Origin of the sequence: Mycetohabitans sp. B3 (genome assembly GCF_021498065.1) — a bacterium.
In the GTDB taxonomy this organism is placed as follows: domain Bacteria; phylum Pseudomonadota; class Gammaproteobacteria; order Burkholderiales; family Burkholderiaceae; genus Mycetohabitans.
On record NZ_JAHLKN010000026.1, the window covers coordinates 144,091 to 166,684 of the forward strand.

Here is a 22,594-nt window from a genome sequence, read left to right on the forward strand (position 1 = left end):
CTCCGGGACGCGGTCAGCGTGCGCTCGGCCGCACGCTGCACGGCAGCTTCACGACCTGAAGGAAGAAGCCCAACCGCCTGACCGCTTCGATGAATGCATCGTATTCGACCGGCTTGGTGATATAGACATTGCAGCCGAGTTCGTAGCACCGCTCGATTTCGCGCGGATCGTCGGTGGTCGTGAGCACGATGACCGGCAGCGACGCAGTTTGCGGCGATTCCTTCAGACGACGCAGCACCTCGACCCCGTCCACGCGCGGCATTTTCAAATCCAGCAGCACCACGCAGTTGCGCAGATCGCCGAGCGGCGCGGGCCCGAAGAAATAGTCCAGCGCCTGGTGACCGTCGGATAGCCGCTTGAAGCCATTGGTCAGGCCTGCGCGACGCAGGTTGCGCTCGACCAGCGTCGCATGGCCATCGTCGTCCTCGATTAGGATGATGCTAACCGTCTCCCCAATTGTCATGATTTTTCCCAAGAAGTATTGTATGCACCGGCATACGGGCCGGAACCGGCGTCCTCGACCCGGTGCGCGGTCAGTACATGGAGAGCGGCCATGCCCGCATCGCGCTGTGCCCAGTAAGGCAAACGTTTGCCACGCTCCTGATTTTTTACCTCCAGTGCGTGGCCGATCGCGACACCTCCCGGGTATGCTATGCCCATCGGCGCGTGCGCGGGTAACGCGACGTAAAACGTCGATCCCGCGCCTTCGGCCGACTCGACCCAGACACGTCCACGATGTCGCTCCACCATCCGCTTGACCAGCGCAAGCCCGACCCCATCGCCAGGACCCGCATCCGTATGCAGCCGCTGGAACGCACTGAATACCTTCGGCAACGACGCCGCCGGAATGCCGCGCCCGTTGTCCCTTACATAATAGACACGATGGCGCTCGCCCGTGCCGGTCAGCCGCGTCGTTGCGATGCGACCGTCCGCCCCAGGTTGTGCGACGTGTGTCGTGGGCGCGTCGGCCTGTGGCGAGTCGCCATCACTGCCCGGATTGATCCAACCCACCTCGATCACGCCGCAGCGGGACGGATCCAGGTAGGCAAATGCATTACCGACCAACTGGCCAAAAATCTGCTCGATCGCGCTAGCATCGCCCCATGCCGACGGCAACGGCTGAATCAGCAGGCGTGCGCCGTTCGCCGACGTTTGGTCCTTCAGCGCCCCGATCACCCGCTGCAATACGGCGTTCACGTCCACCAGCGCCCACTGGTACTCGATCCGGCCCGCGCGCGACAGCCGCAGTAATGCTTCAATGATGCCGCCCGCGCGCGTGACCGCGTTTTGCAGAAAACCAATCGACTCCTGGATCTCGCCGTCGACGATGCGCTGCAGCCGTTCACGCTCGGCCACGGGCAGATCCAGCTCGCCAATCGTTTCGCGCAATTCGCTGGCCGAGACCTTCAACTCGCGCGAGAACCCTTGCAGGTTCACCAACGGTGAGCGCAGATCGTGCGACACACTGTAAATAAACATCTCATTGTCTTGCGTCTGTTGACGCAATTCCTCATTGACCTGCGCAAGCTCACCGGTACGTCGTTGCAGGTCGGCCTTCAGCAGTGCATGCTCGCGTTCCGCCCGCACCAGCTTGCGGCTCGTATCATGCAGCACCTCGTCAAGCTCCGCGATTTCATCGCGGCCGCCCAATGGGGCGCCCAGAGGCTCGCCCGTGCCTAGGCGCAGCGCGTTCGTCGTCAAAACCTCGATCCGCTGGCCGATGTGTCGCGCAAACGCAAGCGCTGTGATCACCGCGATTAGCAGCGACGCACTCACCGCAAACCAGAGCATGAACTGTTGCGTCTTCAGCGAGCCTTGCAACTGTGCATTACGATCCGCCTGCAGCTTGTTCTCTGCATCGACGAAGTCGCTCAACTCGCTGCGAAATTCATTGATCTCGCGCGGCATTTCCTCACCGCGGTATGTCTCGATGACGCGCTGGCGCTCACCCTCGCGTAATTGCTCGGCCACGCGCTGCGTTAGCATGCGATACCGGTCGATCGTCTCGCGCATACGCGCAGTGCGACCCGTTTGCTCGGGATTGTCGGCTACTGTCGCTTCAAGTGCATTAAGCCGGTCGGCCAGCTCGATCCATGTCGCGCGCTTGTCCGCGAACGACGGGTCACCGACGATAATTCCCGCCCGCAATTGCGACGCCTGGCGCAGCAACGGACCAAGCAGCGCCTCGGCCTGATTGATCACCTTTTTAGATTGCAACGCCCATCGTTCGGCGTCGGCCACTTGCCGTTCCACGCCGAACAACGCGACCAACAGCGCCAGCTCGCACACTATCGGCACCGCGACGAGCAATAGTCCCTTGGTAAAGAGCCTCATGTGCCAACCGGCATCCGCTCGAACGTCAATGCATGTCCCCTTATCGAACGCCGGCGTCACGTTACGGGTCCAGTGCCGGCCAGCAAACGATTATCGGCCTTGCACGCCGATATTTCAATCGCGAAGCAGGCTCGCGGCGACGTGATCCAGATTCATTTTTTCGAATCGGCCAATATGCTATAAAGATCGGAACGCCTGCACGACGACGGCTGCTGCGTTTGCCGAGGCCGCCGTCTTTTCATTCCATCCGAGCCGTTTCGAGGCGAATACCATGTCCACTTCAAAAAAGCACAGACGCGCCTGCAGCGACGAGTCCTTTTTGGCCCAACTCGCTGGCTGCGAGCCGTTCGCGCAGCTCGACACCAAGATCGCGCGCGCCCGCGCCCAGGACGAACCCGTACTGTATGCGCATGCGCTGCCGGGCTTGGACGTGCTGATCTGCACGGTGCGCGGCGCGCAGCCGCCCTACCCGCGTGCGGCTGAGCTGCGCCGGCGCTGCATCGAATCGGTAGCCCATGCGTTGGAGCAGCCGCTGGACGGGCTCGAGTGCGGCGGCTATTGGTATGAGGCCAACGGCGTCGGCTTCCTGGTGTTCGCCAGCCGGGTGCGCACCGCGATCCTGCCTCAATTCTGCTCGATCGCAAACCGGCGCTCACACGGCGCCGAACGTGACACGCGACGCCCGCTGCGCACACGGCAAACATAATCCACAGCGTGCCGCCGGGCAGCCGCATGTCGTTCATCGGTGCGTTCGCGCCGTCAGGCGGCTTCGCGCAACTGGCCGGACACCTCGGCCTCGGTCAAGTGGGGCGCGAACATCTCGATCAACCGGTATGCATAGGCGCGTAAGAACGCGCCCTTGCGCAGTCCGACGCGGGTCGTGCTCGGCTCGAACAAGTGCTGTGTGTCCAGTGCCACCAACTCACTGTCTCGCTTCGGATCGTACGCCATCGCAGCGACAATGCCTACGCCCAGTCCCAATTCGACATACGTCTTAATCACGTCCGCGTCGATCGCCGTCAGCACCACGTCCGGTGCAACACCGGCCCGCACGAACGCCTGATCCACGTGCGAGCGTCCCGTGAAATCCTGGTCGTACGTGATGATCGGGTAGTCGGCAATATCCTCCAGCGTCACTGCGGGCCGGGTCGCGAGCGGATGCTCGCTTCGCACCACGACGGTGTGGTGCCATGAGTAGCCTGGGAACGTCACGATCTCGCCGTAGCGGTCCAGGCCCTCGGTCGCGATGCCGATATCCGCGTCGCCGTTGATCACCATCTGCGCGATCTGGTGCGGGCTACCCTGGCGCAGCGCGAGATGGACCTTCGGATACATCGCCTTAAAACGATGCACAATTTTGGGCAGTGAGTAGCGCGCTTGCGTGTGCGTGGTGGCGACCACCAGATGGCCGGTGTCCTGATCGGCATACTGCCGCGCGACGCGGCGCAGGTTTTCCGCATCGAGCAACATGCGCTCAATCAGCGTGTGCACGGCCTTGCCGGGCTCCGTCAAGCCAGTGAGCCGCTTGCCCCGGCGGATGAAGATATCGACACCAAGCTCGTCCTCGAGATCCTTGATTTGCTTGGATACCCCCGATTGCGACGTGTACAGCACATTCGCCACTTCGGTCAGATTCATGTTTTGGCGCACGGCCTCGCGCACGAAGCGCAATTGTTGGAAGTTCATTTTGTTTTCTCAATTTCTCATCGTTGCGCGGGAAACACCCGCACGGCGCGCGGCACTGCGGTCACGCCGTCGCCGACGTCCAGCCCCAGCGCGCGCCATGCGTCACGATCGAGTTCCGCTTCCAGCGTCTGGCCAGCCTGAGCCTGAAGCTCGACGCGCACCGAGCTGCCCAGCGGCACGATCCGCCGCACGTCCACGCGGATACCGTCCTGCGCGGTGCCCGCCTGCGGCAACAGTCGTAGATCGTGCGGCCGCACGAAGGCGAGCGCTGGTCCGCTGAAGTCACCCCGCGCGGCGATCCGTACGCCTTCGCCGTGCGTCACGAAGCCCTGTTCGCTCAGCGTGCCGGACAGCCGATTCGCCGCGCCGAGAAATTCATAGACGAACGCACTGCCCGGATGATCATAGACGTCCTGCGGGCTACCGATCTGCTCGACACGGCCGTGATTGAGCACCACGATCCGGTCTGCCACCTCCAGTGCCTCCTCTTGGTCGTGCGTGACAAAGATGGTCGAGATATGCAAGTCGTCATGCAGACGCCGCAACCAACTGCGTAGCTCCTTACGCACCTTGGCATCGAGCGCGCCGAACGGCTCGTCGAGCAACAATACCTTGGGCTCGACCGCAAGCGCACGCGCCAGCGCAATGCGTTGGCGCTGTCCGCCCGACAGCTCAGATGGATAGCGTTGCGCAAGCCAATCCAGTTGTACAAGCTTGAGCAGCTCGCAGACCTTTTCCCGGATTTGCGCCTCTGAGGGTCGTTCGCGACGCGGCTTCACACGCAGCCCGAACGCGACGTTCTCGAACACCGTCATATGACGGAACAGCGCATAGTGCTGGAACACGAAACCGACCTGACGCTCGCGCGCGCCGACGTCGTTCACGTCCTGCCCGTACAGCACGACCTGACCCGCGTCCGCATACTCCAAACCTGCAATCACGCGCAGCAGCGTGGTCTTGCCGCAGCCGGACGGCCCGAGTAGCGCGACCAGTTCGCCGGACGGGAATTCCAGCGACACGTTGTCGAGCGCGGCGAAATCGCCAAAGTGCTTTTGCAAGTTGCGAACGATAATGCCCATATCAATTTCTGCCTAGATGACTAGCTGGCTGCCGGCTCGCTCGACGTCTGGGTGAGCCGTCGTTGCGCGATCAACTTCAGCGCGAGCGTCACCAGCGCAAGCAACGCCAGTAGCGACGCGACCGCGAACGCGGCGACGAAGTTGTATTCGTTGTAGAGAATTTCCACATGCAGGGGCATCGTGTTGGTCTGCCCGCGAATGTGGCCAGAAACCACCGAGACGGCACCAAACTCACCCATGGCGCGGGCGTTGCACAAGATCACACCATACAATAGGCCCCACTTGACGTTGGGCAACGTCACGCGCCGAAAGATCTGCCAGCCGGAGGCCCCCAGCACGCGGGCCGCTTCCTCCTCGTCGGCGCCCTGCGCCTGCATCAGCGGGATCAACTCGCGCGCAACAAACGGAAACGTGACGAACACCGTCGCCAGCACGATGCCCGGCACCGCGAAGATGATCTGCACGTTGCGATCCTGTAGCCACGGGCCGAACCAACCTTGCGCGCCGAACATCAACACGTAGATTAGCCCGGAGATCACCGGCGATACCGAAAATGGCAAGTCGATCAGCGTGGTCAGCAGACTCTTGCCGCGGAACTCGAACTTTGCAATTGCCCATGACGCGCACAAGCCGAATACGACGTTCAGCGGCACGGCAATTACCGCCGTGATCAATGTTAGCTTGATTGCCGACAGCGCATCCGGGTCGGTCAGGGCGCTCAGATAGGCCCCCACGCCCTTGGCTAGCGCCTGATAGAACACCGCGACCAGCGGCAGCACTAGGAACAGGCCGAGAAAAAGCAGCGCGATCGCAGTCAGCGCCCAACGTACCGCACGTAGCTCGGTCGTCGCGCCCACGCGCGGTGCCCGCCTCGACTGCACGCTAGTGCCGATCGCGACCGCCGATTGAGTGGCTTGCTGGCTCATTGCGCCCCTCCAGCCACGACCACGGACGGTGCAACGCCAGACGGCATCGCGCGGCGCGTACTGGATGTGCGCCGCTGCAGCACCCATTGCAGCGTGTTGATCGCCAATAGCAGCAGGAACGATACGAGCAACATCACGACTGCCAGTGCCGTCGCACCCGCATAGTCGTACTGTTCCAGCTTCGTGATGATCAACAATGATGTGATTTCAGACTTCATTGGCACATTGCCCGCAATGAAAATCACCGAGCCATATTCGCCAAGTGCGCGCGCAAACGCGAGCGCAAAACCCGTCAGCAACGCGGGCAGCAACGAAGGCAGGACCACACGGCGAAAGGCCAGCCAGCGCGTCGCACCGAGGCAGGCAGCGGCCTCCTCCTGCTCTCGCTCGAAGTCCTCCAGCACCGGCTGCACGGTGCGTACCACGAACGGCATGCCAATGAAAGTCAGCGCGACCAGCATCCCGAGCGGCGTGAACGCCACCTTGATGTCGAGCGGGGCGAGCAGCGAGCCCACCCAGCCGTTACCCGAATAGACGGCGGCCAGCGCAATGCCAGCGACCGCAGTGGGCAAAGCGAACGGCAAATCGACCACCGCATCGACGAGCCGCTTGAACGGAAACTCGTACCGCACCAGCACCCATGCTACGAGAAGGCCGAACACTGCATTGAGCAGCGCGGCGCCCAGCGACGCGCAGAACGTAAGCCGGTACGAGGCCAGCACGCGCGGCGATGCGACGGCACGTGCAAACTCGGGCCACGTCAATGTCGCCGTCTTCAAGAAGGTCGCGGCGAGCGGAATCAGCACCACTAGGCCCAAATACGCCACCGTGATACCGAGCGTGACACCGAACCCGGGCAACGCACTGGGCTTGCGAAAAGAAAAACGACTCATGCCTGCTACTCGCCTCCAAGCACCACTCGTGCCGGGCCCAGAGGAACCGGGCTCAGCGCACGCTGGCAGCCATCTCAGGCCGCGGGCCGCCGCCTGGCGGCCGTCGTCGGTTTACTGTGGCTGATAAATCGAATCGAATACTCCACCGTCAGCAAAATGCACTTTTTGAGCATTCGCCCATCCGCCGAATGTATCGTCGACCGTATACAGCTTGAGCTTTGGGAACGGCCGGGTCAGCGCCTCGGGCACCTTACTCGAGCGCGGCCGATAGAAGTGCTTCGCCGCGATCTGCTGGCCCTGCTCGGTGTACAGGAAGTTCAGGTAAGCTTGCGCGAGCTTGCGCGTGCCGTGTCGGTCCACCACCTTATCGACCAACGCGACCGGCGGTTCGGCCAGGATGCTGACCGATGGCACCACGATCTCAAATGTATCGGGCCCGAATTCCTTGAGCGATAGAAATGCCTCGTTTTCCCAGGCGAGCAGCACGTCGCCGATGCCGCGCTGCACGAAGCTGGTGGTCGCTCCCCGCGCGCCGGAATCGAGCACTCCGACATTCTTGTACAGCTTTGCGACAAACTCGCGCGCCTTTTGCTCATTACCGCCCGGCTGGTGCAACGCGTACGCCCATGCAGCCAAGTAGTTCCAACGTGCGCCACCGGAGGTCTTCGGGTTCGGTGTAATAATGGACACGCCCGGCTTGACCAGATCGTCCCAGTCCTTAATACGTTTCGGATTGCCTTTGCGCACGACGAACACGATCGTCGACGTGTACGGCGACGCATTGTCCGGCAAGCGTTTTTGCCAATCCGCATCCATCAGTCCCTTCTTGGCGATCGCGTCGATATCGTAGGCCAGCGCCAACGTGACGACGTCCGCCTGCAAGCCATCGATGACCGAGCGCGCCTGCGCGCCTGAGCCGCCGTGCGACTGCTTGAACAAAACGCTCTCACCGGTCTTGGCCTTCCATTCCTTTGCGAACGCCTGATTCACATCCTGGTACAGCTCCCGCGTCGGGTCGTACGATACATTGAGTAGTGTGCTGCCCGCGACGGACGTGCCGCTGACCACGACGCCGCCCGTTAGCACCCATGCCGCGGCCAGGCGCCGCCACGCCGATGCGCTGTCGCACTGCCGCGCCCGCCCCGTTACCTGTTCACTCATTTGTATGCCCGTGGATGTCGTGAGGGACCGGCCAAGTCTAACGAACGCATTTCATTATCAAAAATAATCGTTCCTTATGCTTTTATATTCAAAAGTCGTAAGACACGGAGCGACACGCCCTTCTATTCCTGAGCGGGGAACGGCGACTTCAAATAGCACTTGAAATACCGTTGATACTGTATAAAAATACAGGTGTCTGTTCATCCATACAGTAACCATGACTAAACTCACCGTCCGTCAGCAGCAGGTCTACGACTTGATCCGCCGCGCGATCGAGCGCACCGGCTTTCCGCCGACGCGCGCCGAGATTGCTGCAGAACTCGGCTTCAGCTCGGCCAATTCGGCCGAAGAGCACTTACGCGCGCTGGCGCGCAAAGGGGTGATCGAACTGGCGGCGGGTGCGTCACGCGGGATCCGGTTGCTGTCGACGGACGACGGACCGCGCCACTACACGCTACCGCATCCGGCGCTCATGCAGTTGTCGCTGCCGCTAGTCGGTCGCGTCGCGGCCGGCAGTCCGATCCTGGCTCAGGAGCATATCGCGCAGCGTTACGCGTGCGACCCAGCGTTGTTTGCGAGCCGGCCCGACTATCTTCTGAAAGTGCGCGGGATGTCGATGCGCGATGCGGGAATCTTCGACGGAGACCTGCTGGCCGTACAGAAACAGCACGACGTGAAAGAAGGCCAGATCGTGGTGGCGCGGCTGGGCGACGATGTAACGGTCAAGCGCTTCCATCGACTGGCGAATGGTATCGAACTGATCGCGGAAAATCCGGATTACGAGAACATCGTCGTAAGCCCAGGACAGGAAGATTTCGAACTGGAAGGCGTTGCGGTCGGCTTGATCCGTCCCAACGCATTCTAAATACCGACACAGAGAAACCGATGAAACGACTTGCCCACCTGTTTCCATTACGCGCGTTCGGGCGCCTGCGTTATCTGCGAGGCCTCGTGCCATGTGGTGCATCGTCGCGCCCCGCCACTTTGTTCGGTCCGGTGATGGGCGACGCGACGCCGGCACAGCACCCGACCGCACTGGTGGACAACGACGTGGCACACGTCATGCAGACACACATAATATTGCCATCCGGGTTGCCAGCTTTCGCGCGCTCGCCGCTGCGCCACGGCGTGCCTCAGGCCGAACCGACCCGTCGTCGCCCATTGCGGAAGGACGATCCGGTGCGCGTCTACCGCAGTGCGTCACGTGTGGTGCTCGTGGGCCATATCGATGCGGTTTGCAGTATGATCGACCAGTATATCGCGGCAGAAGAGACTGGGGTTGCCCCCAGCTTGCTGGATTAATTTGCTCCCGCTACAACTGCGCATATGACATCGGCCTCATTCAAGCGTCTTTTCGCCGCAGGGGTGGCACTAGCTAGCGTGCTGGCAGGCGTGCTCAGTTACGCGTCGCCTTATATCGTCCTGAGCCGCCTGGAGCATGCAGCCGATGCACGCGACGCCGAGGCGGTCAATCGATACGTCGACTACCCTGCATTGCGTACCAGTCTGAAACAGGAACTCAATGCACAAATCGCGCGCGCGGTCGGCACGCATGCGGATGATTCGCCGCTGGCGCAGGCAGTCGCGAGTGTCGGCACGATGGTCGGCTCCGCATTGATCGCACCTATTGTCGAGATTTATGCGACGCCAGACGGCGTAGCTGCGTTGCTAGCCGGCATGCCCCCGCACGATGTGGCGAGCGACACGGCACCACCGGGCCCGGTGCGGGCTCCGCAAGCCGATGCGACACGCGGCGCAGCCGTTTCGGGCGCCTCGGCTTCAACCGGTTCCAGTACGCCAGGCGGCCGGCAGCCCGTGGCCGGCACGTCCAGAAGTGGCGGCGCTCAAGTGAGCGCCGGCTATCGCGGCATCAACGAGTTCGTGGTCCGATATCGCGCTGAGCCGAAGGAGCCGCCATATACAACGATTTTTCATCGCACCGGCGTCTTCAGTTGGCAACTTGTCGGCGTCAAACTCAACGGTTCATGATGCGGGCCGTTGCGACACGCGGCACACTCATGCAAGCCCGCACCGCAGTGCGCCGATCAAGCCCTTTCGGCGGCTGCGGTGGTGGATAACGGCGCCCAAAAAGCCTATGCAAATAAGACGGCCGTCGACGCCCTGTCATTTACCGCCAAACAGGCGGTGCTACGGGTTACTGGATCTAAACGGCGCCGGCAAGACGACCACGCTACGTATGGTGTTGGCGAGGATTGACATCCGTAGCACTTTTTGGCTTTTTTTGAGTTAATCGTAGTTGTTTGACGAGTTTTGCGTGCCCTTCACCAAGCGAAGGCCGCACTCGTGCGTGCGCGACCCGTGCGTGCTTGTCGACTTATGAAAATTGCTTGCGAAAGTAATATACCTAGGCTACAGTAAGTTCCGAAGCAAGTCGCAACCTTACTATAATATTTAGCGAAGTGATTCTATGGAGTTGCTTCGGTGCGTAGCCGTCTAGAAGAAAAACGGGTTACTGGCTGAAAAATCGCAAAGCGCCATGAGACTGGTAGCGAGCGCGAAAAAGTGGGCTACACAGAGAAGCGCGACTGGAACAGCGTATCGAGTAGCCTGTATCACTCAGCGTGTTTAATTCAGCTTGCGTGGATCCGTGGGCAAACGGGCAAGAAGTAGATCGGCGTATCCAGTAGGTATGTCGGTTGGCTGTTGCAATGGTGTTAGGCATCGTAGTGATCGGCCTAACTATTTGGGAGCGGGTGCGGTACAAGCTAAATTTTTATCTCAAGGAGAAAGCGATGAAAAAGATGAGAAAAAATTTGGGGCGTTCTAGCCTGGGCTGGCGTGCGACTTGGCTATGGTTAGCGGGGATAGTAGGCATAAGCGGCGTGGTGCAGGAAGTGAGCGCGCATGGCGCAGTAGGCTTTCCGATCGCCCGACAGTATCAATGCAATTTGGACGGAGGCTATTGGGGGTCACCCAACGGCTCCGATATTCCGAACGCTGATTGCCGGGCCGCCTATCGCGCAGGCGACAACAGTCCTTACCCGTTTGTGCAGTGGAATGAGGTTTCTGCCAATCCAAGGGATCCCGAGGATTTTAGCGAAATCATAAAGGCCGTGCCCGACGGGCTACTGTGCGCGGGAGGTGACCCGCGTAAGCAGGGACTGGACCGTACACCCACGACCCTTTGGCGTAAAACCAAAATTACCCCCAAAAATGGTGCTATAGAGCTGGTCTGGGAAAACACGACGGCACATAATCCTTCACGCATGCGTGTGTTTATCTCCAAGCCCTCATACGATCCGACTCGACCACTAACCTGGTCTGATCTTGACCTAATTTACGATGCACCCGCTCCGGCCCCGGTGCCCGCTAATGGCGAAGGCCATTTGCCGAATGTACGGTCATTTTATAAACTCAACGTTTCTATTCCGGAAGATCGTAAAGGCGATGCGGTTCTTTATAGCTACTGGCAACGTATAGATGCAGGCAACGAGGGGTTTTTTAATTGCAGTGATGTAACGATCGTGCGTGAGTGAGCAAGCACGCACACCCGTGTTGAAATAGGTTGAGCTGGCGCTCTCCGAGCGTCCAGCTCCGCGCTTAAGGCCGGTAAGCAGGCACACCTTCGTATGATGGGCGAAAGCCCTTCAACTCGTCCCCCCCTCACGCTTAGTAGCGTTGAACGCACGCATGAAGCGACTTCACCGCAGTTGGGAACAGCGGCGGCGTCAATATTTGCTTGGCACTCTTGCTGCTCTCAGTTCAGTCCGTTCAAGAAATTCATAACATTCTGCGGCGTGATCCGATAATTGCAGTTCGATTGAATTGTTAATCTCACGGTTATTGAATGATTATGCAAATCCCGGATTATTTTTCTCCATGCTTGAGTTATGGCGTCAGGTAATTGCATAGAATCGAGAAGTCACGTCAGAGCCGCGCGGCAATGGTTGGGCTGCCAATTGTTACGCAGGTAACCATGGCGACAACCCGCTCAGGCGATCGCCATTGGCTTGGCTATTCGATGAATGACCGATCGTCTGCATTCAAGCGTGACGACAAGCAAGAGGCCAAGGGCGACATCGCGCCACGCTGAATGATGCGGTCAAGCCGGTACTACGCGCTCTAACGATCAACCAGCCGTTGGTCGCTCGCTACCGCGCCCACGACCTTTCCGGCGGTTGGGTAGGCTACCGCGATTGCCACATTAAACCCGAACTACTACTGACTGACCTACCGAAAGTCGAATTCCGACATTCATTAACGCCGCTTGGTTCACACAGTGAAATATTCGAGTGATAACGTTCACAGTGCATTCTAATTAGTGAACGCTGGCTTTTTTTCAGCAAACTTGATCACACGCCTGGCATGATTTATAACAAATATGGCGGATTATTCAGTATCCTTCATCGATGTGTTACGTCGCCATGTTAGTTGGGCTTCTCATACTAGCCATCTGGAAAAACGCATGTTACGCTTGGTGAGCGTGAGGATAAGTAACGGCTTGCTAGTGACGCACTCACACATGAGAAATTTTTATTGCGCCATCTGACAAGCTTGTTATAAGTGCATTTACGTCCGCATTGTGTCACGTCTCTTAACTTATTCATCAAGGAGAGGCAGAATGAATAATAAATTTTTTATCTCTTTAATTTGCATGGCATTCTTCACAACAAAAAATGCATTTGCAATGGATGGCGGGCTTTGCTTTCCTGCAAAACAAGCGGAAAGAGGAAAAACCATTATAGCCAGCACAGAAATTGGAATTAATATGAAATGGATATGCGATGATGAAATTATGGAAAGGTTTTTTTATAGACCAGCAGCAACCACATCACAACTTTATAGCATGGGTTTCCGTATTATTGGAGTTTACACAATAGGCCCTTCTATGAGCAAACATTTACAAGAAGGCACCCCCTATATTCTTATCGAAAGGTACCGCTAAAACATGCAAAAATCAACAACAAACAAATAGCCGCTAATAAAGCTTAGTCAAAATTTTTCCTCTTATATGACAACCACCACAAATAAAAACCATAAATCTTATCGTCCTATTGCGCCTGCGCTTCGGGCGCCCGCCTTACCGGAAAAACTTTTATTAAGCTGTAAGGTGGGCAAAACAATGATGTAGAAAAATTTTCTCTTCCTAACCTTTAATTTCTCTGACTTTTAACTAGTTTCTTGTCGCAGTACGTTCAGGTCAGTGCGTCCCCATGCTGTACATAGATGCAGCGCATCGTTGCCGGTAATGACAAAAGCTTGACGCAATGCCGAAATTGCTGTGGACACTTGCCGGCTTATCCTGGACTGCAATTTGACGGTCTAAATGGCCGATGAGTCGGTAAACGCAAAAAACCCGCTGGCTTTCGTTTAGCAGGCTTTGGACGTACATTTGACATGTATCAAATATCGCAGATTATTGTGCATGGTTTGCGCTATGTCAAACCGACGTTGCAAGTTGCCGGATCGCAGCGATTTTCTCGGCACCGATCCGCTCCTTCGTCATTTCCGTATCGTAGTGCGTCTGGAGGCTCATCCAGCTTTGCGGATCAACACCAAAGAAAGCGCCCAACCGCACAGCTGTATCGGCCGTGATGGCACGACCGTGTTTAATGATCTCGTTGATACGACGCGGTGGCACCTCGATCGCTTTCGCCAGAGCATATTGCGAAATGCCCATTGGCTCAAGCCATTCGCGTGCCAGTATTTCGCCAGGCGTCGCCAGCGGAACTTCCCGTGCCATAAGTTCATCTCCCGATAATAGTTTAATGGTAGTTGACAATTTCCACATCCGTCGCATTGCCATTTGCGAACTTGAAACATACGTGCCATTGGTTATTAACGCGGATGCTTTACTGGCTGATTCGATCTCGCTTCACGGCCTCCAGCTGATTTCCCGGCGGAATCTTCAAAAAATCCAGAGCAACAGCAGCGTGCAGTTGCTGCAATTTCCGTATGGCGACCGCCTCGATAGTGGCGAAGCGGGCAACGCGCTTGTTGTTAAAAAGCGTTTCCGTGCCCTGTTGTGAAGTGCGGCGCAACGAGGAGCATCCGCGCACCGAGGCAGCGGAACTGGAAGGCTTCCTGGCGTTCACGTCTTAGATCGCATCGCTCGGCGGCCAAAGGACCATCGTCGGAATGGCCGCGGCATACGCCACGTTGGCGGGCAATCGGAGGCTCAAACTTCTCGACTTGCCGCGGCTGCAGATAGGCTATCGAGATCACGCTGGCCATTTCAAAGTTGCTGTCTACGATCGCACAAAGATCGTGAAGCGGCGAGGTATGTAATGCCCAAATTGGGAATGGCAAAGCAAAAACGGCACTGGGTAACACCTCAGCGCCGTTTTCTAAATGCTTGATTCTTATAAATTCTTTGGGGTGGCCGATGGGACTCGAACCCACGACAACAGGAATCACAATCCTGGACTCTACCAACTGAGCTACGGCCACCACTGCAGGAACCGATATATCGAGGAACGCTGCACGCCGGTAAGAACGATCACCAGCGAAGACCGAAATTATACGCAGGGATTTCCCATTTTGCTAGCGGTAGAACGCAAAAAATTCTGACCCAGATACTGGCTTCACTCGGTATGCGCTTTCGCCATGCGATCGTACCCGAGCGGGCGGGCGTTGAGCATGGCGCGCGCCTCGTCGAATATGCGCGGATCGCCAGTGGCCAGCTTTCGATGATCCGACAACACGCGACGCCACCCTCTCGCGCCAGGCTGGTCGCGATAAAGCCCGAGCATATGCCGCGTGACGGCGCCGATGTAGGTGCCCCGAGCTTGTTCGGCCCGAAGGTACTCGATCATCGCCTGCTCGATCTCGCCGCGCGTGCGCACCAGCGCCGACGGCTCGTAGAAGCGCCTATCGACGTCTGCCAGCAGAAAGGGGTTGTGATAGGCTTCGCGCCCGATCATCACGCCGTCGACGTGATGCAGGTGTTCATGCGCCTCATCGAGCGTCTTGATGCCGCCATTGATGACGATCTCGAACTCAGGGAAGTCGTGCTTGAGTCGGTACGCGTAGTCATACTTCAACGGTGGAATCTCGCGGTTCTCTTTCGGCGACAGGCCCTTCAGTATCGCGTTGCGCGCGTGGACGATAAATACGCGACATCCACCTTGCGCCACCGTGCCCACGAAGTCGCGCACGAACTCATAGTCGTCGATCGCGTCTACGCCGATCCGATGCTTGACCGTCACGGGCATTGCGACCGCATCGCACATTGCCTTCACACAATCGGCGACCAACGTTGCCTCCTTCATGAGGCACGCACCGAACGCGCCGCGCTGCACCCGCTCGGACGGACAGCCGCAATTCAGGTTGACTTCATCGTAGCCCCACCGCTCTGCCAGCTTCGCGCAGCGGGCGAGCTCGTCCGGCTCGCTGCCGCCGAGCTGTAATGCAATCGGGGCCTCCTGTGGCATGAACGACAGGTGTCGTGCGACGTCGCCAAACAACAGCGCGCCAGTCGTCACCATTTCCGTGTATAGGTAGACGTGGCGGGATAACTGCCGGTGGAAATAGCGGCAATGGCGGTCGGTCCAATCCATCATCGGCGCGACGCAGATGCGTCGGGCGCGATGGGCGTCGAAATGGGTCATTGGAGCAGCAGTCGCAGAATGCGCAGTATGAAGGATAAGATAATATTTTATCGTCTCTGCGGCAGCTTCGCGCCCGCGCGTGTGTTTGCGCAAAAAACCCAGCCTGCGACGGCTGAAGAAATTGCTAATTCAAAAATACATTCCCTCAAAACTTGAACTCATCGCAGCAGCCCGGAGCCGTTAAGCGTTATCGCTCGCTGCAGACCGTCTCGCTATGTTCGACGGCGCCAAGCGCGAGCCATACGCCGACGCCATCGGCCGGATGGTATGCGTCGTCCTCAATTATTTCGACCATGCTGCCGAAACGAACATGCCGGTGCCACCCAAACCGGAAGAAATCCCACAGGCGCCGGGCATGTGACTCGAAGTGAGCAACAAGCGCTATTAGCAGCACAGCAGCAGGCAAACCACGATCTTCGCTGTGACGACGCTCGTGTCATATATCAGCCCGTTCATCAATCTTCAGCTTTGGGTTGCCACTTCAACAGATACACCGCCGGGTGTCGACACGGGCTCTCAAAACAGCGCCGTGTGCTCTACACGTCCAGAGGATACGGCTTCGCCTCCTGCTCCATCGCCCACCAGGCGCCATGCTCGAGCCTCCCTCATTCATTTTGGCGGATCAATGCGCGCCCAGGCGAACAGAGGGGGCCGGGTATGCCCTTTACGATCATCGCTGGACCACACTAGGTCCATTGGAAAGTCTTCAGCCGCAGCACGCGCTGCGGCTTTTTTTCTACTTCGCCTTCTCCGCGAAGTTAGTTACCGCCCCGCCGCCCGTGGAGATACCTTACCCTGCGCCAGACACCGTGTTGCATCCGGCCAGCATGAGTATTGTAGCGATCATACGCGTCATTAACTCATCATTGCGCGGCGCCGGCCTTCCGTGCGTTCGAGCACCGATTCATCGGGCAATATGTCGTGCTGGCCGGCAATGCCCGCCGGCGCCACGGTGCGGTCCCGGCCAGCATAATCCCGCCGGCATGGCCAGCGCCTGCAACAGCGCACAGTACCCCGCAGTGCGATTTATGCTTCAATGAAAGATAGAATCGAGTTCGCGCAGGCGCCGGCCGCTGTGGCGTGACAAAAGGAGAAAGCGATGAGGCAAATGACATGGCTAACGAAGTACAGCGTCGTAGTGGTGGCCACCTCCGCAGTCGCTGCGCCCTACGCCAGCCGCGCGGCAAGCCAGCTCGCGCCGTGCTCCGGTTGGACGATTCCGGCAGGCACGGCGGCGTCGCCCACTGTAGCAAGCGCCTCTGGCGCGAGATCTGCCGCTGTGGGCGCTGGGTCGTCCGCGCCAGTCCCAGGCAGCGGCGCAGGTGGTATGTCGAAACGTCCTGAAGACGCTGGCAAGGCCAATAACCCGGACAACATGCCGATCAAGCGCCCGGATTCGAAGACCAATGACCGCATCCTGCGAGATCACCTACCAAGCGATGCGATCGCCCGGTAGCACGGCGCGACATGTAGCAACTGAACGGCGGCGAGGATCGCGCTACAGACGCGCGATCGACACTTCTGTGGATTTAGCCAGCACCACCACTTCAGCACCAACCTTTAAGTTTAGTCCGCCGATCAAGCGCGTCGTGATGGCCAACGTCAAGATGCCAACACGATGTCAAATGGTGTTTCTACATCGACAGGGCCAGGCGCACCCTGAACTGCGAGCCTAATGACCTAGTTGCACCAACCAAGCAACTTTTTTCAGCTTGAGTTGTGCCGATTCGTAATATGCGCGAATCCTCACCTGAGGTCACTATAATGAATATCCTAAGCGTGCAAACACGCGCCTGCCGTCTGTCAATCCCATCATGCAAAGTGTCATTTTGCCGTTCATTGCCGGCTTTCTCGCCGTGCTGTTTTTTCACGAGGCGGCGATCGCGTTGCTGCACGCGGCCGCATTGACCGACCAACTGCCGTTCTCGATCAAGCCGTTCGCCCCCCTCGGCGTCCCCGAGTTCCTGCTCACCGCACTGCTCGGCGCGCTATGGGGCATCGTGCTGGCGTGGCTGCTGCGCGTCGATCCACAACGGCCTGCGCCATGGCTCGGCTCATTCGTGTTTGGCGGCGTCGTGCTGACCGCAACAACGGTGTTCGTGCTTGACCCGATCCGCGGTATCTGGCCTAGCGGCAACATGCTGCCGCGCCTCGCGTTCGGTTTCGTCGTCAATGCGATGTGGGGATTCGGCGCGCTGGTGTTCATGCGCGCGTTCATGAAGGACAGTGACGAGCCGTCATGAACCGCCTGCGGCGCGCAAGCCAGGCCGAAACGCCGTCGCGCCCGCGCAGCACAACGATCCGACGGGCCGCGACAGCGACGCGGCGGATCATCCGGAGCCGGCAGGGCCACCGTGCGGTCCCACGGCCCGGCGGTTCGCGCCGGTCACTCCCGTAACGCGTCGCCAGGAGGGAAATGACCGCTCTTGAGCAGCACCGGGTGTCCGTCGCAGCGCTTCAGATGCTCGCGCGCTGTTTCGAGGATGCGCGCGCGGCCCCGGTCGAACGCGCGGATCCAGCCGTCGCGGTCGTTCGATACAACACCGAAATGATCCTCCAGGGCTTCAACGGAGATGGCGCAACGTACCCGCTCGCCATTGACAATGGCATCGAACTCCACGGTCAGGTTGCTATCGCGGTACGCTCCGGCTTCAGCGGGAAAATCAATCTGCATGCCAGCCTCAGGAATCGGACGTGGATTCCCATTCTAGCGAGCCGCAACATGGCCCGCCAAGTCGGTCGATCGCTAGACGCCGATTCAGTCGTGCGGCAACGCCAATCCGCTGTAATCGTGCCCGAGCAAAGCACAGAGCGCTTCGACCACCAGTTCATGGTCTTGGCGTTGCGCAAGGCCCGACACGGTAACCGAACCGATTACGCCCGCGCCATGCACGGTCAATGGAAACGCGCCGCCGTACGAGGCGTAGTCGGCGCCCGACAGGCCGTACTTGTCGGCCAGCGTGGCGCCGGACTGTGCAAGGCGCAGCCCCACCGCGTACGAACTACGCCGGAAATGCTCCACCGTATTGCTCTTGCGGCGCACCCACCGCGCATTGTCCGGTGTCGCGCCCTGCAGCGCGCAGTAAAACACCGGATGGCCAAACGTGCGCACGTCGATCGCGACGGCATGCGCCCTCGCCTTGGCAAGCTCATGCAAGTGTGCGCCGAGCTGCCATCCAAAATCCGCGTCAAAGCGTGGCGCAACGAGCGCCTCTTCCTGAAGGGCAATGTGCTGCAGGTCTCGAGTGATGTCCATGGGCAATGGTTCCGGCCGGCAACGCCGCCGGTGAATAAGAAGCCGGCAAGGCCGGCCAAGATGAAGCCAATGAAGTCGCAGACTCTCGCATCAGCCAGCATTTTACCGGCATGGCGGCGCTGCGCAGTGCATCCGCGAACCAAGCAGTTTCACGTTGCGCTAACATTCCGCGTTGCACATCGTTGCACCGCAGAACAGATCTGTGTATAATTTAATTCTTCGACGGACGCGGGGTGGAGCAGTCTGGCAGCTCGTCGGGCTCATAACCCGAAGGTCGTAGGTTCAAATCCTACCCCCGCAACCAAATTCAGAAAACCTCGGGTGTCGTACGAAACCCGAGGTTTTTGTTTTCCGGCAAGGCAATGTTGCATCTGGAGTGGTATCGGGGGCAGTCATGCTGGAGTTCACGCTGTAGCGTCGACGCCAAGACCGGATAAGATTGCCGCTACCCGAAGCGCCCTCCCTTTACCCCGACGAGCCAGCACGGCTCGATCTGAACACGGCGCAGCCTCAACATTGGTCTACGCCGGGCCCACGACGGTTACGCTGACGAGCTTGTTCAGGCCTGCGGCAGCTTCTGCTCTGCGCATCGCCCACGCAATCTCACTTCAAATACATCACGCGTGAGTACGCTAAGTGAACTAACCCCAATGCCGTCGTATTGGCTAGAATGCGCAATCCACCGTCCGTTGCGCTCTGACGAAAGACCCATTTAAGGTCCAATGATGATGTTCGATGATTGCCTGCGCCGATCATACTGGCGTCTCATCGTGGTATGGACATCAGCGATGAATATCGGCGGAAATCCCATAAGGGGACGCGACACCTCGTATCGATGCAATTTCAGTTGTCATCCCAGCAAAGACACACTCGCCAACGCTGAGTCCAGCAAACCATTGCGCCAATCCGATGCCGTAAAAGCAGTTCGGGCGCATGCTATCCAAGACCGTACCCGTTCCCGCGTTGACGTAAGGTGTTTCGCACCATAGTGCCTATCGACGATCAGCAGGGAACGGGGAATGGAATGCGATAGTATTGAGGTTCTCGCGATTGCATTGCGTCTCTCCTAGAATGTCGGCCACGCGCCCGATGTTAAACTGCGCACCATTGTCCCACCGACCCTCGATCGATGAAATTTTGTTCTGTCTGCGGCCACGTGGTGAGTCTGCGCGTGCCTCCCGGCGACAACCGCGAGCGCTTCGTGTGTGACAACTGCAATACAATCCACTATCTGAATCCACGTAACGTGGTCGGAACGGTCCCGGTCTGGGACAATAAGGTGCTACTGTGCCGCCGCGCGATCGAACCGCGCTATGGCTACTGGACATTGCCGGCTGGCTTCATGGAAATCGGCGAGACAACCGCGGAGGGCGCAGCACGTGAGACGCTGGAAGAAGCGGGCGCGCGCGTCGAGGTTCAGACGCTGTTCACGCTGCTCAATGTGCCGCATGTGCACCAGGTGCACCTGTTCTACCTCGCGCGGCTGCTCGACATCGACGTGCAGGCCGGCGAGGAAAGCTTGGAGGTGCGGCTATTCGATGAAGCCGATATCCCTTGGGACGAAATCGCGTTCCCGACCGTTGGGCAAACGCTGCGTTTTTTCTTTGCCGATCGCGTCGCGGGCGGCTTCGGCCTACACACCGGCGACATCTTCCGCTCACTGCATGAGAGCTAATCCCGCGCGCGGGTCACGCGCCGCGCGGCGTCGCGACGCAACACCCGTGCCGGCACGCCGATCTCACTATGGTTCCCTGGCTCAGCCCCGACGATCCGTTCCCACCACTTGAGCGCGCGCTGGACGAAGCCAGCGGCGCACCCGGCCTGCTTGCCGCGAGCGCCGAGCTGGATCCGCGACGACTGCTCGATGCGTACCAGCACGGTATCTTCCCGTGGTATTCGAAGGGCCAGCCTGTGCTGTGGTGGAGTCCCGATCCGCGCATGGTCCTGGTGCCCAGTGAATTCAAGGTGTCGATGTCGCTGCGCAAGACTCTGAAAAAAGTCCTGCGCGAGCCTTCATGGGAAATCCGTGTGGACGCTGGCTTTGTCGACGTAATGCACGCGTGCGCGAACGCGAACCGGAACGGGCAGCATGGCACGTGGATCACGCCCGCAGTGATCGCCGCCTATGAGGCGTTGCACCGCGCCGGCCTGGCCCATAGCGTCGAAACCTGGGTCGAGGGCCGACGCGTCGGCGGACTGTACGGCGTGAGCTTGGGTCACATGTTCTACGGCGAATCGATGTTTGCACACCGTACGGACGCGTCGAAAATCGCCCTCGCCGCGCTCATCGCGCATTTGCGCGAGCACCGGGTCGATATGGTCGATTGCCAACAAAACACCGCTCACCTTGCCTCGCTGGGCGCGCGTGAAGTATCGCGTCGCGCGTTTATCGCCCACATGCGCGCTGCGATACGGCACTCGCCCATCCCGTGGCAATTCGACAAGCAAGTGCTGCATCGTTACTGGAACAACAGTCACGACTAGCTCGCCCGGACTGCGCGGCGGGGTCCTGCCGCTGGGGTCGAAAGCAATTTGCAAGCTGCGTGTCCGACGCAATGCAGTGCGCGAGCCCACGCTGTCCGATAAGCTTATCGAAGTGGCGGCCCTATAAGGGACACCCTGCTGCTTGGCAAGAGCTCTCGTACCGTGGAAACCTTCGACTATGCTGCTCGGGAGACCTGCGCCACAACCTGCCGTCATTTCGTGATACCGTTGATACAGCCTCGTGTGCTGGCTTGACTTGGCCGCCGCAAACATGCCATCGGCACCGAAGCGATCTGATGTCGCCACATATTGGGCAAATGATTGCTGTGTGAAGGGCTGACGTGACCTACCTGAACGAACTGCCGATATCGCCGCTGTCGGCGCTGCAATTCTATGCGACAGCGCCCTACCCCTGCAGCTACCTGGAAGGACGCATTGCGCGTTCACAGGTCGCCACGCCAAGTCATCTGATCAACTCAGATGTCTATACCGAATTGGTCAAGGCAGGCTTCCGTCGCTCCGGGGTCTTCACTTACCGACCCTATTGCGACGGCTGTCGCGCCTGCGTGTCGGTGCGCGTGCCGGTCGAGCGCTTCGATGCAAGCCGGACCCAGCGCAAGGTGTGGCGCCGCCATCACGAGTTGGTCGCGACGGTCTCGCCGCTGCAATACGACGAGGAACACTACGCATTGTACATACGCTACCAAGCCGCACGGCATGCCGGCGGCGGAATGGATCGTGACAGTCGCGATCAGTACGAGCAGTTTCTATTGCAAAGCCGCATCAACTCGCGGCTGGTCGAGTTCCGCGAGCCGTACGAGCCACGCGGCACGGCGCGCTCGCGCGCGGTGCGCGAAGGCGCGAGCCCCCGCAAGGGCAAACTGCGCATGGTCAGCATGATTGATATCCTCGGCGATGGCTTGTCTTCGGTCTATACGTTCTACGAGCCTGATGTTGAGCGCTCGAGCTTCGGTACCTACAACATCCTGTGGCAGATCGAGCAGGCACGCAGTCTGAAGTTGCCGTACGTGTACTTGGGCTACTGGATTCGCGAAAGCAGCAAGATGGCGTACAAGGCGAATTTCAAGCCGCTCGAGGGACTAGTCGAGGGTCAATGGCGCGATCTGGAGCCTGAACAGGCCGACGTGCCACCGCTCGATACCGCCATCGAACAGCTTGCGCGCCCGGTAAAATAACGGGCTTT

25 protein-coding genes, 2 tRNA genes and 1 pseudogene are annotated in these 22,594 nt (G+C 59.1%); 15 read left to right on the forward strand and 13 right to left on the reverse strand.

What is annotated here, in order from left to right:
• Window positions 1-13: 13 nt before the first annotated feature.
• A complete protein-coding gene (locus KQH55_RS07245) occupies window positions 14-463 on the reverse strand; it encodes a response regulator (RefSeq protein ID WP_076786930.1) in 450 nt (149 codons plus the stop codon).
• Window positions 460-2,334: an ATP-binding protein gene (locus KQH55_RS07250; protein ID WP_235090505.1), complete on the reverse strand. Its 1,875-nt coding sequence runs from the start codon at window positions 2,332-2,334 to the stop codon at window positions 460-462. The genes KQH55_RS07245 and KQH55_RS07250 overlap by 4 nt, the downstream gene beginning before the upstream one ends.
• Window positions 2,335-2,605: 271 nt before the next feature.
• On the opposite strand from KQH55_RS07250, the gene KQH55_RS07255 reads away from it, so the two are divergent.
• A complete protein-coding gene (locus KQH55_RS07255; RefSeq protein ID WP_076786925.1) occupies window positions 2,606-3,040 on the forward strand; it encodes a hypothetical protein in 435 nt (144 codons plus the stop codon).
• Window positions 3,041-3,093: 53 nt separating this feature from the next.
• Here KQH55_RS07255 and KQH55_RS07260 read toward each other — a convergent pair whose 3' ends face one another.
• The 5 genes from KQH55_RS07260 to KQH55_RS07280 all read right to left on the reverse strand — a co-directional run bounded on the left by KQH55_RS07260 (window position 3,094) and on the right by KQH55_RS07280 (window position 8,079).
• A complete protein-coding gene (locus tag KQH55_RS07260) occupies window positions 3,094-4,020 on the reverse strand; it encodes a CysB family HTH-type transcriptional regulator (RefSeq protein ID WP_235090506.1) in 927 nt (308 codons plus the stop codon).
• Between the two features lie 17 nt (window positions 4,021-4,037).
• The gene (locus KQH55_RS07265) at window positions 4,038-5,099 is read right to left on the reverse strand and encodes a sulfate/molybdate ABC transporter ATP-binding protein (protein ID WP_235090507.1); all 1,062 of its coding nucleotides are present in this window, start codon (window positions 5,097-5,099) and stop codon (window positions 4,038-4,040) included.
• A gap of 20 nt (window positions 5,100-5,119) precedes the next feature.
• On the reverse strand, window positions 5,120-6,025 hold the full coding sequence (cysW, locus tag KQH55_RS07270; protein WP_076786918.1) for a sulfate ABC transporter permease subunit CysW: 906 nt from the start codon (window positions 6,023-6,025) through the stop codon (window positions 5,120-5,122).
• Window positions 6,022-6,918 carry a sulfate ABC transporter permease subunit CysT gene (cysT, locus tag KQH55_RS07275; protein ID WP_235090508.1) on the reverse strand — a complete coding sequence of 299 codons (897 nt, stop codon included), beginning with the start codon at window positions 6,916-6,918 and terminating at the stop codon, window positions 6,022-6,024. The genes cysW and cysT overlap by 4 nt, the downstream gene beginning before the upstream one ends.
• Before the next feature lie 111 nt (window positions 6,919-7,029).
• Window positions 7,030-8,079: a sulfate ABC transporter substrate-binding protein gene (locus KQH55_RS07280; RefSeq protein WP_076786913.1), complete on the reverse strand. Its 1,050-nt coding sequence runs from the start codon at window positions 8,077-8,079 to the stop codon at window positions 7,030-7,032.
• A gap of 217 nt (window positions 8,080-8,296) precedes the next feature.
• On the opposite strand from KQH55_RS07280, the gene lexA reads away from it, so the two are divergent.
• The 6 genes and pseudogenes from lexA to KQH55_RS07310 all read left to right on the forward strand — a co-directional run bounded on the left by lexA (window position 8,297) and on the right by KQH55_RS07310 (window position 12,985).
• Window positions 8,297-8,944: a transcriptional repressor LexA gene (lexA, locus tag KQH55_RS07285; protein ID WP_076795441.1), complete on the forward strand. Its 648-nt coding sequence runs from the start codon at window positions 8,297-8,299 to the stop codon at window positions 8,942-8,944.
• Window positions 8,945-8,964: 20 nt separating this feature from the next.
• Window positions 8,965-9,381, forward strand: coding sequence for a hypothetical protein (locus tag KQH55_RS07290; protein WP_076786909.1), 417 nt, complete (start codon window positions 8,965-8,967; stop codon window positions 9,379-9,381).
• Between the two features lie 24 nt (window positions 9,382-9,405).
• Window positions 9,406-10,068, forward strand: a complete 663-nt coding sequence (locus KQH55_RS07295) for a DUF2939 domain-containing protein (protein WP_076786907.1) — start codon at window positions 9,406-9,408, stop codon at window positions 10,066-10,068.
• A gap of 764 nt (window positions 10,069-10,832) precedes the next feature.
• Window positions 10,833-11,573, forward strand: a pseudogene (locus KQH55_RS07300) (lytic polysaccharide monooxygenase); the annotation flags it as partial.
• A gap of 607 nt (window positions 11,574-12,180) precedes the next feature.
• A complete protein-coding gene (locus KQH55_RS16850) occupies window positions 12,181-12,336 on the forward strand; it encodes a type II toxin-antitoxin system mRNA interferase toxin, RelE/StbE family (protein WP_235090509.1) in 156 nt (51 codons plus the stop codon).
• A gap of 325 nt (window positions 12,337-12,661) precedes the next feature.
• Window positions 12,662-12,985, forward strand: coding sequence for a hypothetical protein (locus KQH55_RS07310; RefSeq protein ID WP_235090510.1), 324 nt, complete (start codon window positions 12,662-12,664; stop codon window positions 12,983-12,985).
• A gap of 495 nt (window positions 12,986-13,480) precedes the next feature.
• Here the strand turns inward: KQH55_RS07310 and KQH55_RS07315 are convergent, their stop codons facing one another.
• Window positions 13,481-13,783 carry a HigA family addiction module antitoxin gene (locus tag KQH55_RS07315; RefSeq protein WP_076786903.1) on the reverse strand — a complete coding sequence of 101 codons (303 nt, stop codon included), beginning with the start codon at window positions 13,781-13,783 and terminating at the stop codon, window positions 13,481-13,483.
• A 25-nt stretch (window positions 13,784-13,808) separates the two neighbouring features.
• Between KQH55_RS07315 and KQH55_RS16855 the strand changes: the two genes are divergently transcribed.
• Window positions 13,809-14,069 carry a hypothetical protein gene (locus KQH55_RS16855; RefSeq protein WP_373566370.1) on the forward strand — a complete coding sequence of 87 codons (261 nt, stop codon included), beginning with the start codon at window positions 13,809-13,811 and terminating at the stop codon, window positions 14,067-14,069.
• On the opposite strand, the gene KQH55_RS07325 is transcribed toward KQH55_RS16855, so the two are convergent.
• The 3 genes from KQH55_RS07325 to dusA form a co-directional block, all read right to left on the reverse strand.
• Window positions 14,041-14,442, reverse strand: coding sequence for a hypothetical protein (locus tag KQH55_RS07325; RefSeq protein ID WP_212667357.1), 402 nt, complete (start codon window positions 14,440-14,442; stop codon window positions 14,041-14,043). The two genes, KQH55_RS16855 and KQH55_RS07325, sit on opposite strands and share 29 nt — an antisense overlap.
• Window positions 14,415-14,490: transfer RNA gene (locus KQH55_RS07330), tRNA-His, on the reverse strand. The genes KQH55_RS07325 and KQH55_RS07330 overlap by 28 nt, the downstream gene beginning before the upstream one ends.
• A 134-nt stretch (window positions 14,491-14,624) precedes the next feature.
• Window positions 14,625-15,650 (reverse strand): tRNA dihydrouridine(20/20a) synthase DusA, encoded by a 1,026-nt coding sequence (gene dusA / locus KQH55_RS07335; protein WP_235090511.1) that lies wholly within the window; start codon window positions 15,648-15,650, stop codon window positions 14,625-14,627.
• A gap of 214 nt (window positions 15,651-15,864) precedes the next feature.
• Here dusA and KQH55_RS07340 point away from each other — a divergent pair, with 214 nt between their 5' ends.
• The 3 genes from KQH55_RS07340 (at window position 15,865) to KQH55_RS07345 (ending at window position 17,893) form a co-directional block, all read left to right on the forward strand.
• Complete coding sequence (locus KQH55_RS07340; protein WP_170872409.1) at window positions 15,865-16,011, forward strand: hypothetical protein; 147 nt, start codon at window positions 15,865-15,867, stop codon at window positions 16,009-16,011.
• Between the two features lie 966 nt (window positions 16,012-16,977).
• A complete protein-coding gene (locus tag KQH55_RS16530) occupies window positions 16,978-17,106 on the forward strand; it encodes a hypothetical protein (RefSeq protein ID WP_255710750.1) in 129 nt (42 codons plus the stop codon).
• 358 nt (window positions 17,107-17,464) lie between these two features.
• Complete coding sequence (locus KQH55_RS07345; RefSeq protein WP_076795444.1) at window positions 17,465-17,893, forward strand: hypothetical protein; 429 nt, start codon at window positions 17,465-17,467, stop codon at window positions 17,891-17,893.
• 143 nt (window positions 17,894-18,036) lie between these two features.
• On the opposite strand, the gene KQH55_RS07350 is transcribed toward KQH55_RS07345, so the two are convergent.
• Window positions 18,037-18,324 (reverse strand): DUF1488 domain-containing protein, encoded by a 288-nt coding sequence (locus tag KQH55_RS07350; protein WP_076786893.1) that lies wholly within the window; start codon window positions 18,322-18,324, stop codon window positions 18,037-18,039.
• A gap of 84 nt (window positions 18,325-18,408) precedes the next feature.
• A complete protein-coding gene (locus tag KQH55_RS07355) occupies window positions 18,409-18,906 on the reverse strand; it encodes a heme-degrading domain-containing protein (protein WP_076795446.1) in 498 nt (165 codons plus the stop codon).
• Window positions 18,907-19,133: 227 nt separating this feature from the next.
• Here KQH55_RS07355 and KQH55_RS07360 point away from each other — a divergent pair.
• From KQH55_RS07360 to KQH55_RS07375, 4 genes are all read left to right on the forward strand, one after another.
• Window positions 19,134-19,210: transfer RNA gene (locus tag KQH55_RS07360), tRNA-Met, on the forward strand.
• A gap of 825 nt (window positions 19,211-20,035) precedes the next feature.
• Complete coding sequence (locus KQH55_RS07365; protein ID WP_076786888.1) at window positions 20,036-20,581, forward strand: NUDIX hydrolase; 546 nt, start codon at window positions 20,036-20,038, stop codon at window positions 20,579-20,581.
• Window positions 20,582-20,649: 68 nt separating this feature from the next.
• A complete protein-coding gene (gene aat, locus KQH55_RS07370) occupies window positions 20,650-21,390 on the forward strand; it encodes a leucyl/phenylalanyl-tRNA--protein transferase (protein WP_235090512.1) in 741 nt (246 codons plus the stop codon).
• A 341-nt stretch (window positions 21,391-21,731) separates the two neighbouring features.
• Complete coding sequence (locus KQH55_RS07375; RefSeq protein ID WP_076786884.1) at window positions 21,732-22,586, forward strand: arginyltransferase; 855 nt, start codon at window positions 21,732-21,734, stop codon at window positions 22,584-22,586.
• Window positions 22,587-22,594 lie beyond the last annotated feature (8 nt).

What these genes read in the sequence shown, in the direction of transcription:
- KQH55_RS07245 (WP_076786930.1), bottom strand. Translation starts at nt 463, where the DNA reads ATGACAATTGGGGAGACGGTTAGCATCATCCTAATCGAGGACGACGAT.
- KQH55_RS07250 (WP_235090505.1), bottom strand. Translation starts at nt 2,334, where the DNA reads ATGAGGCTCTTTACCAAGGGACTATTGCTCGTCGCGGTGCCGATAGTG.
- KQH55_RS07255 (WP_076786925.1), top strand. Translation starts at nt 2,606, where the DNA reads ATGTCCACTTCAAAAAAGCACAGACGCGCCTGCAGCGACGAGTCCTTT.
- KQH55_RS07260 (WP_235090506.1), bottom strand. Translation starts at nt 4,020, where the DNA reads ATGAACTTCCAACAATTGCGCTTCGTGCGCGAGGCCGTGCGCCAAAAC.
- KQH55_RS07265 (WP_235090507.1), bottom strand. Translation starts at nt 5,099, where the DNA reads ATGGGCATTATCGTTCGCAACTTGCAAAAGCACTTTGGCGATTTCGCC.
- cysW (WP_076786918.1), bottom strand. Translation starts at nt 6,025, where the DNA reads ATGAGCCAGCAAGCCACTCAATCGGCGGTCGCGATCGGCACTAGCGTG.
- cysT (WP_235090508.1), bottom strand. Translation starts at nt 6,918, where the DNA reads ATGAGTCGTTTTTCTTTTCGCAAGCCCAGTGCGTTGCCCGGGTTCGGT.
- KQH55_RS07280 (WP_076786913.1), bottom strand. Translation starts at nt 8,079, where the DNA reads ATGAGTGAACAGGTAACGGGGCGGGCGCGGCAGTGCGACAGCGCATCG.
- lexA (WP_076795441.1), top strand. Translation starts at nt 8,297, where the DNA reads ATGACTAAACTCACCGTCCGTCAGCAGCAGGTCTACGACTTGATCCGC.
- KQH55_RS07290 (WP_076786909.1), top strand. Translation starts at nt 8,965, where the DNA reads ATGAAACGACTTGCCCACCTGTTTCCATTACGCGCGTTCGGGCGCCTG.
- KQH55_RS07295 (WP_076786907.1), top strand. Translation starts at nt 9,406, where the DNA reads ATGACATCGGCCTCATTCAAGCGTCTTTTCGCCGCAGGGGTGGCACTA.
- KQH55_RS07310 (WP_235090510.1), top strand. Translation starts at nt 12,662, where the DNA reads ATGAATAATAAATTTTTTATCTCTTTAATTTGCATGGCATTCTTCACA.
- KQH55_RS07315 (WP_076786903.1), bottom strand. Translation starts at nt 13,783, where the DNA reads ATGGCACGGGAAGTTCCGCTGGCGACGCCTGGCGAAATACTGGCACGC.
- KQH55_RS16855 (WP_373566370.1), top strand. Translation starts at nt 13,809, where the DNA reads ATGGTAGTTGACAATTTCCACATCCGTCGCATTGCCATTTGCGAACTT.
- dusA (WP_235090511.1), bottom strand. Translation starts at nt 15,650, where the DNA reads ATGACCCATTTCGACGCCCATCGCGCCCGACGCATCTGCGTCGCGCCG.
- KQH55_RS07340 (WP_170872409.1), top strand. Translation starts at nt 15,865, where the DNA reads ATGTTCGACGGCGCCAAGCGCGAGCCATACGCCGACGCCATCGGCCGG.
- KQH55_RS16530 (WP_255710750.1), top strand. Translation starts at nt 16,978, where the DNA reads ATGTCGAAACGTCCTGAAGACGCTGGCAAGGCCAATAACCCGGACAAC.
- KQH55_RS07345 (WP_076795444.1), top strand. Translation starts at nt 17,465, where the DNA reads ATGCAAAGTGTCATTTTGCCGTTCATTGCCGGCTTTCTCGCCGTGCTG.
- KQH55_RS07350 (WP_076786893.1), bottom strand. Translation starts at nt 18,324, where the DNA reads ATGCAGATTGATTTTCCCGCTGAAGCCGGAGCGTACCGCGATAGCAAC.
- KQH55_RS07355 (WP_076795446.1), bottom strand. Translation starts at nt 18,906, where the DNA reads ATGGACATCACTCGAGACCTGCAGCACATTGCCCTTCAGGAAGAGGCG.
- KQH55_RS07365 (WP_076786888.1), top strand. Translation starts at nt 20,036, where the DNA reads ATGAAATTTTGTTCTGTCTGCGGCCACGTGGTGAGTCTGCGCGTGCCT.
- aat (WP_235090512.1), top strand. Translation starts at nt 20,650, where the DNA reads ATGGTTCCCTGGCTCAGCCCCGACGATCCGTTCCCACCACTTGAGCGC.